The sequence below is a fragment of the Shewanella sp. SM95 genome, assembly GCF_025653595.1.
Classification (GTDB): domain Bacteria; phylum Pseudomonadota; class Gammaproteobacteria; order Enterobacterales; family Shewanellaceae; genus Shewanella; species Shewanella oncorhynchi.
This window is the reverse complement of the sequence record NZ_JAKKSE010000013.1, coordinates 138,770-146,037: the sequence shown is the minus strand read 5'-3', so window position 1 is coordinate 146,037 and position 7,268 is coordinate 138,770. Positions and strand designations below refer to the sequence as shown.

3 protein-coding genes are annotated in these 7,268 nt (G+C 46.1%); all 3 read left to right on the top strand.

Translation table 11 applies throughout. The features are described 5' to 3' along the window. A partial coding sequence (locus tag L5M29_RS14915; RefSeq protein ID WP_263168457.1) for a type I secretion C-terminal target domain-containing protein occupies positions 1 to 3,594 on the top strand: 3,594 nt, incomplete at its 5' end. An 89-nt stretch (positions 3,595 to 3,683) separates the two neighbouring features. Beyond that, positions 3,684 to 5,861: a type I secretion system permease/ATPase gene (locus L5M29_RS14910; protein WP_263168456.1), complete on the top strand. Its 2,178-nt coding sequence runs from the start codon at positions 3,684 to 3,686 to the stop codon at positions 5,859 to 5,861. After that, positions 5,858 to 7,240, top strand: a complete 1,383-nt coding sequence (locus L5M29_RS14905) for an HlyD family type I secretion periplasmic adaptor subunit (RefSeq protein WP_168825932.1) — start codon at positions 5,858 to 5,860, stop codon at positions 7,238 to 7,240. The genes L5M29_RS14910 and L5M29_RS14905 overlap by 4 nt, the downstream gene beginning before the upstream one ends. Positions 7,241 to 7,268 lie beyond the last annotated feature (28 nt).

The window sequence follows — 7,268 nt, the reverse complement described above, 5'->3', positions numbered from 1 at the left end:
ATCGTGGCCGACACCGCCCTCACCAACGAAGACACCGCCGTTATCATTGATGTGCTCGACAACGACACCTTTGAAAACAGCGATGCCGCCGTCACCGGCGTCACCAATGGCGCCAACGGCACCGTGACCATCAATGCCGATGGCACCGTGACTTACACCCCAAGCGCGAACTTCCATGGTACTGACAGCTTCACTTACACCGTGACGTCGGGCGGCGTGACTGAAACCACCACCGTCAATGTCACCGTTTTGGATATCACCCCTCCATCAGCGCCAACCGTCTGGATTGTAGATGATGGCACGCCGGGTGATGGCCTCTTAACGGCGACTGAAATTGGCAACGATGACGTGCAGCTAACCGTATCGATCAACGATACTGATTTTGAAGCTGGCGGCTATGTCACGCTCACCATCAATGGCGGTGCAGCGATTGAACTTCGCTTAACCGACTTCACAGATAATGGCAGCGGCACCCTCACCTTTGGTGACTACACCTACGCCAACGGCGTCATCAACTGGACCGAAACCACACCCGCTAACGGCCAAAGCATCACTGTAACCGCGACGCAAACGGATAAAGCTGGCAACACCTCTGCTGAAGGCTCTGATACCGCCATCGTAATTTATGCAACTGGCGAAAGTTATACTGAGCAAGAAGATCAGTTGGTAACTGGCCAACTTCTGACCAACGACCATCCAAGCAATACCAGCGTCGTCAGCTTTACCGTTATGCATAACGGTGCACTAACAAGCTACAATGCTGGTCAAACAGTGGCCCTCTCCATAGGTAGCTTGCTAATACAATCCAATGGAGAGTTCACGTTTATACCTAATCAACATTGGTCAGGCGATGTATCAACTGTGACATACACTACTAATACGGGAGATACGGCAACACTCAATATTACTGTTCAACCAGTTGCAGACAAACCATTGGTTGACGTGATACTGACCGCTAATGGCACACCTCTTTACAGCGGATTTATCAGCTCAGGGATTACAACTGAACAGTTCCGCAGTGGTGATTTCACTAAACAGCCATTTAGTACCGAAGCTAAGAAGACCGATACCACCAGCGGCCAAGATCAAGTGTTGGGTTCATTCAATAACGATCACCTTGTCAGCCAACAAGGTGGCGGTGATATGCTCTACGGGTACGGCGGCAATGACGTTCTGGTTGGTGGCGATCATATTCAAGGTGATTCACTCTATGGCGGAACTGGTAATGACATTCTGGTTGCAGGTTTAGGCCATGATGGCTTGTATGGTGACACAGGAACTGATATTGCCGTGCTGATGGGCAATCGTGCAGATTACATCATCACCAAAGGCAGTGGATATCATCCTCAAAACGATATCTGGTTTGATTTTACAACTAAAGAAAATGGCGCAGCCGTCGTTAAGGCGCTTCATGATATCGAGTACATTCAATTTGATGACGGCATTTATACACTTGACAAGAACACTGGTCAGCTCGTCATGGTTCAGCCAACCTATGTTGACTACCCAGTTGAAATCAATGCATCTCTAACTGATCGTGACGGCAGCGAATTGCTCGACTCCATTGAATTGAGTGGTTTGCCCGCTGGCACGCAAGTGTTCTACCAGGGAGTGCTACTCGGTGTAGCTGACAATGATGGCAAGCTACTGCTGGATTACAACGGCCCTAATGGCTGGACTGGTGGCAATCTCTGGGCTGAAAATGCACTGGACGCTTCGCTGACTGGAGTCACAATTCGCGTTCCCGGAGCAAATGCAGGTCAGGTGGACTTGGTGGTAGAAGCGGTTGCCAGAGAAAAAGGGACCGATCTCACTAATTCAGCAACGGGTGAAGATACCATCCGCCTTGATTACTTCAAGGGCACTGAAGGTGAACCTGGAAACCAAGATGTCAATTTTGGCAGCGAGCACAATATTGTGGTTGGCGACTTAGATGGCAGCATTATTCTGCCAGGCCAAAACTACAATATCGCCTTTATGGTCGATAGTTCCGGTAGTATAAACGCTGATACGCTAGAGACGATGAAATTGCAGTTAGCCCAGGTATTGCAAACCCTCATAGACAGTGCCGGTGGCCCACAAAGCGGCACTGTGAACATCTTCTTGGTTGATTTTGATACTCATGCTAAGGGCAGCATCAGTGTAGATCTTAGTGACCCCAATGCATTGAATATTCTTCAAGAAGCATTAGATGATATGAGCCGCGGCGGCGGCACCAACTATGAGGATGTATTCACTACCACGGCCAACTGGTTCGCCAATGGTGATGCCCAAAATAATAGTGGGGCTACTAATCTTGCCTTCTTTATCACTGACGGCAAACCGACCTACTATAATGCTAATGCGGGTGGTAACCCAAATGTCTACGACACATGGGGGGACAATAATGATCGTAGCTTGTCACAAGTCATCGGCACTGGCTACGTATTCGGCCAAGTCTATACAGTTAACGGACGTGTGGTGATTGATGAAAATGGTAATGTGTTCCGCGTAGACGACTTCTACAGCGTGAGCCGGAGCCCTGTTGGAGCAATGCGACCCGATCCCCAAGGTAACTATCAGTACTATGCTTTGTCTGGTAACGGTAGTGACACCAGCACTGATACAGTTACAAATTCCCAAGCTGGCTTTGCATTGCTCTCGGGCCTTGGCGTCACGGTTCAAGCTATCGGCATGGGCGCAAACATCAATGAGGCTGACTTATTACCTTATGACACTGATGGTAATGTTCAAACGAATATAGATGCTGATGATCTAGCCGATGCCATCCTTGGCGACCAAGTGAACGCCATTCCAGGCTCAGATCGTTTTGATGGCGGTGTTGGAGACGATATCATCTTTGGTGATGCGATACACTTTACCGGCATCAGCGGTCAAGGCTTCGCAGCCATTAAAGCCTACGTTGCCGATAAGCTAGGTCTAGCTGATGCTAGTGATGCCCAAGTTCACAGATATATCAGTGAACATACTGACGAGTTTGACCAATCTGGTGCAAACGATAAAGCAGACATCTTATTTGGTGGTGCCGGTAACGACATTCTCTTTGGTCAAGGTGGTAATGATTATTTAGATGGAGGAGCAGGCAACGATACCCTCTATGGAGGCACTGGCAACGATACCTTGATTGGTGGTGCTGGCAACGACACTCTGATTGGCGGCCTTGGTAATGACGTTCTGCGTGGTGATAGCGGTGCAGATACCTTCGTGTGGCGCTATGCTGATGCCGATAATGGCACTGACCACATTGTGGATTTCAATGTGAATGAAGATAAGCTCGACCTGAGTGATTTACTGCAAGGAGAAACGGCTAATACATTAGATGAATATCTCAGCTTTAGATTAGATAATGGCTCTACCGTTATCGATATAGATGCCAACAAAGATGGGACTGTCGATCAACACATTGTGCTTGATGGGGTTGACCTCTATAGCCAATATGGTGCAGCTGATAATGCAGGTATTATTAATGGCTTACTTGGTACCAATGGTAATGGGCCACTCATTATTGATGCCGCGCCAGTGGCACTAGATGCACCACAAGGAGTGACGCCACTGATAGACCCTTATAATACTAACGGCACTATGATTCCTTAATAAAATCGCTTGGATGGCCTATAGAAATATAGGCCATCATGACCGATACTTGCCATAACCATATAAAAATCCAAAGGATAAGTAATTAGGTGTCTGCTGCAGCTTCTGAAAAAATTGATCAATGGACCATTTCAGCCTCACAAAGAGTGTTAGTGGATCCTTTGCTGGATTGTTTAGTGTTACTCACTGAGCATTTTGGCAATCCGTGCTCGAGCGATTCGCTTGCGGCAGGTTTACCCTTGTCAGGTACCGTGTTATCACCCGACTTATTGCCTCAGGCGGCTTCAAGAGCGGGTCTAGCGGCTAAGCTATCTCGAAAAGGCTTAAACGAAGTATCACCTATATTGCTCCCCTGTATTTTATTATTAAAAGACAAAAAAGCCTGTATATTGCGAGAACTTGATGTTGCATCAGATAAAGCAATTATTCAATTACCCGAGACGGGCGGTGAAGAAACACTGACAATTGAGTCGCTCGAAGCCTTATATGTGGGATATTTATTCTTAGTCAAACAAGAATACCGTGGCGACATGGGCTTCGATGTTTATCTACACGATAATAAAACCCACTGGTTAGTCCAAACCCTCAAAGATTCAGCACCCATTTATCGTGATGCATTAATCGCTTCTGTATTGGTGAATTTATTCGCCTTAGTTTCACCGTTATTTATTATGAATGTGTATGACAAAGTCGTCCCAAACCTCGCTTTTGAATCCCTTTGGGTTTTAGCGATTGGTGCGGCGATTGCTTATATGTTCGATCTTATCATGCGGCAACTTAGAAGTTACCTCATCGATGTTGCAGGAAAAAAAGTAGATATTATTGTGTCTTCGCGACTTTTTGCTAAAGCGATAGGTATTCCCCTAGAAAAACGTTCTCCTAGTATCGGCGGCATGGCGAAACAGTTAGGTGAATTCGATAACATTCGTGAAATTTTAACTTCGGCAACGATCACAACTTTAGTCGATCTCCCCTTCGCGATATTTTTCTTAATCATTATTTTTATTGTCGCTGGTGATCTCGCTATAGTTCCAGTCATTGGCGGCATCATCATTATTGGCTTCACGCTTTATATTCAACCTAAACTCAAAGCGGCAATCGAAGAAGGCAATAAATTTTCAAGCTTAAAACATGGGCATTTAATCGAGAGCTTATCAGCGTTAGAGTCAATTAAAGCCAATGGCGCTGAAGGAATTGTGCAAAAAAGCTGGCAACAGATGATAGGCCACAGTGCAAACTGGCAGTTAAGGTCAAAAAAGCTCTCCAACTCAGTATCGAACGTAGCGAACTTTACGGTGCAATTTACCGTTGTCTGCGTGGTGATTTTAGGCGTTTATCGTGTGGCTGATAATGCGATATCTATGGGCGGAATTATTGCGGCAGTCATGCTATCGAGCCGCGCCATTTCACCTATGGCACAACTTGCAGGCCTGATGACTAGAGCAAACCACACAGCCAGTGCACTACGCCAACTGAATGAAATCATGACTCAAGAAGATGAGTTTGAAAATAAAGGACATTTAGTTAGCAAACAAAGACTCATAGGCAAGATCAATGCTGATCATGTTGGTTTTAGTTATCCAGGTTCTGAAAGGCCTGTGTTGCATCCGATGTCGCTGACGATTAATCCTGGCGAACGCATTGCCATTATCGGTCGAAATGGTTCAGGTAAAAGTACGCTCGCTAAACTACTGGTCGGGCTATTTCAACCCACGGCAGGAAGCTTGCGCTACGACGGCTTAGACTCAGCACAAATTCATCCGAGTGATTTACGTCGTAATTTTGGCTACTTACCCCAAGATGTCACCCTATTCCATGGTTCTATTCGCGACAATATTTTATTTGGTACACGTCAAGTCACTGAACATCAACTCATCCGCGCGGTACAGCTTTCTGGTGTGAGTCAATTCACCAACCTAGAAGCAGAAGGCCTAGACCAACAGGTCGGCGAAGGCGGCATGTCACTCAGTCGCGGACAAAGACAAACTGTCGCCCTTGCTCGCGCCACACTGAATGATCCCCCAGTGTTACTTATGGATGAGCCTACGGCGAGTTTAGATGCTCGCGCTGAACAACAATTTATTCGTTCAATGCAAAATGTCAGCAAAGATAGAACGTTAATTCTTATTACCCACAAGATGCATTTATTGCAACTCGTCGACCGCATTATTGTACTTGAACGCGGCCATGTGGTTGCCGATGGACCTAAAGCAGAAGTGCTAGAAAAACTCAATTTTGGCCTAGTGAACGGAGAGGCTAAAAGATGAGTAAACATTTAACAACAAACGACTTAGACATGGTTGATGATGTCTATGGCGCCATGATGACAGACGCTCCCAGCGGACACAGATTAATCATATGGGCACTTGCTGCTATGGTAGTGTGTTTTTTACTGTGGGCGGGGTTTGCTCAATTAGATAAGGTTACTACTGGAACGGGAAAAGTGATTCCTTCATCGCAAGTTCAAGTGATCCAAAGTCTAGATGGCGGCATAATGCAAGAACTCTACGTTCAAGAAGGTGAGATAGTCACAAAAGGGCAGCCTTTAGTGCGTATTGATGATACCCGCTTTCGCTCCGACTTTGCTCAACAAGAGCAAGAGGTTTATGGCTTAAAAACCAATGCTATCCGCATGCGCGCCGAACTCGACAGCATTCTGATATCAGACATGACCTCTGATTGGCGTGAGCAAGTGCTTATCACTAAAGAAGCATTGATATTCCCTGAGGCTATCATTGCTGCGGAACCCGCCTTAGTGAAAAGACAACAAGAGGAATACAACGGGCGCTTAGATAACTTAAGTAACCAACTTGAGATCCTCGTACGTCAAATTCAGCAAAGACAGCAAGAAATTGATGATCTCGCCTCTAAAACAACAACATTAACGACGAGCATGCAGCTAATATCCCGCGAGCTTGAACTCACTCGACCTTTAGCCAAAAAAGGTATTGTTCCTGAAGTTGAGTTACTCAAACTCGAACGCACGGTAAACGACTTGCAAGGTGAATTGAATTCAATGCGTTTACTCCGCCCTAAAGTGAAAGCGGCATTAGACGAGGCTATCTTAAAACGCCGTGAAGCCGTATTTGTTTACGCTGCAGAACTGCGCGCACAGCTCAATGAAACTCAAACCCGCCTCTCTCGCATGAATGAAGCACAAGTTGGCGCGCAGGATAAAGTCAGTAAGGCGATTATCACCTCCCCTGTTAATGGCACCATTAAAACCACACATATCAATACACTGGGTGGTGTAGTGCAACCTGGGATCGATATTATCGAGATAGTACCGTCGGAAGATCAACTGCTGATAGAAACTAAAATCTTGCCTAAAGATATCGCTTTCTTACATCCAGGATTACCCGCCGTAGTAAAAATTACCGCCTATGATTTTACCCGCTATGGCGGCCTTAAAGGAACTGTCGAACATATTAGTGCCGACACTTCTCAAGATGAAGAAGGCAATAGCTACTATCTCATCAGAGTTAGGACAGCAGAATCTAGTTTAACCAAAAACGATGGCACACAGATGCCAATTATTCCGGGGATGTTAACTTCAGTTGACGTTATCACGGGGCAAAGATCCATACTTGAGTACATTTTAAATCCAATTTTAAGGGCTAAGGACACAGCGCTCAGAGAGCACTAAGCCTTTTTTTATAAACCGGGAGGTTGGT

What these genes read in the sequence shown, in the direction of transcription:
- L5M29_RS14905 (WP_168825932.1), top strand. Translation starts at nt 5,858, where the DNA reads ATGAGTAAACATTTAACAACAAACGACTTAGACATGGTTGATGATGTC.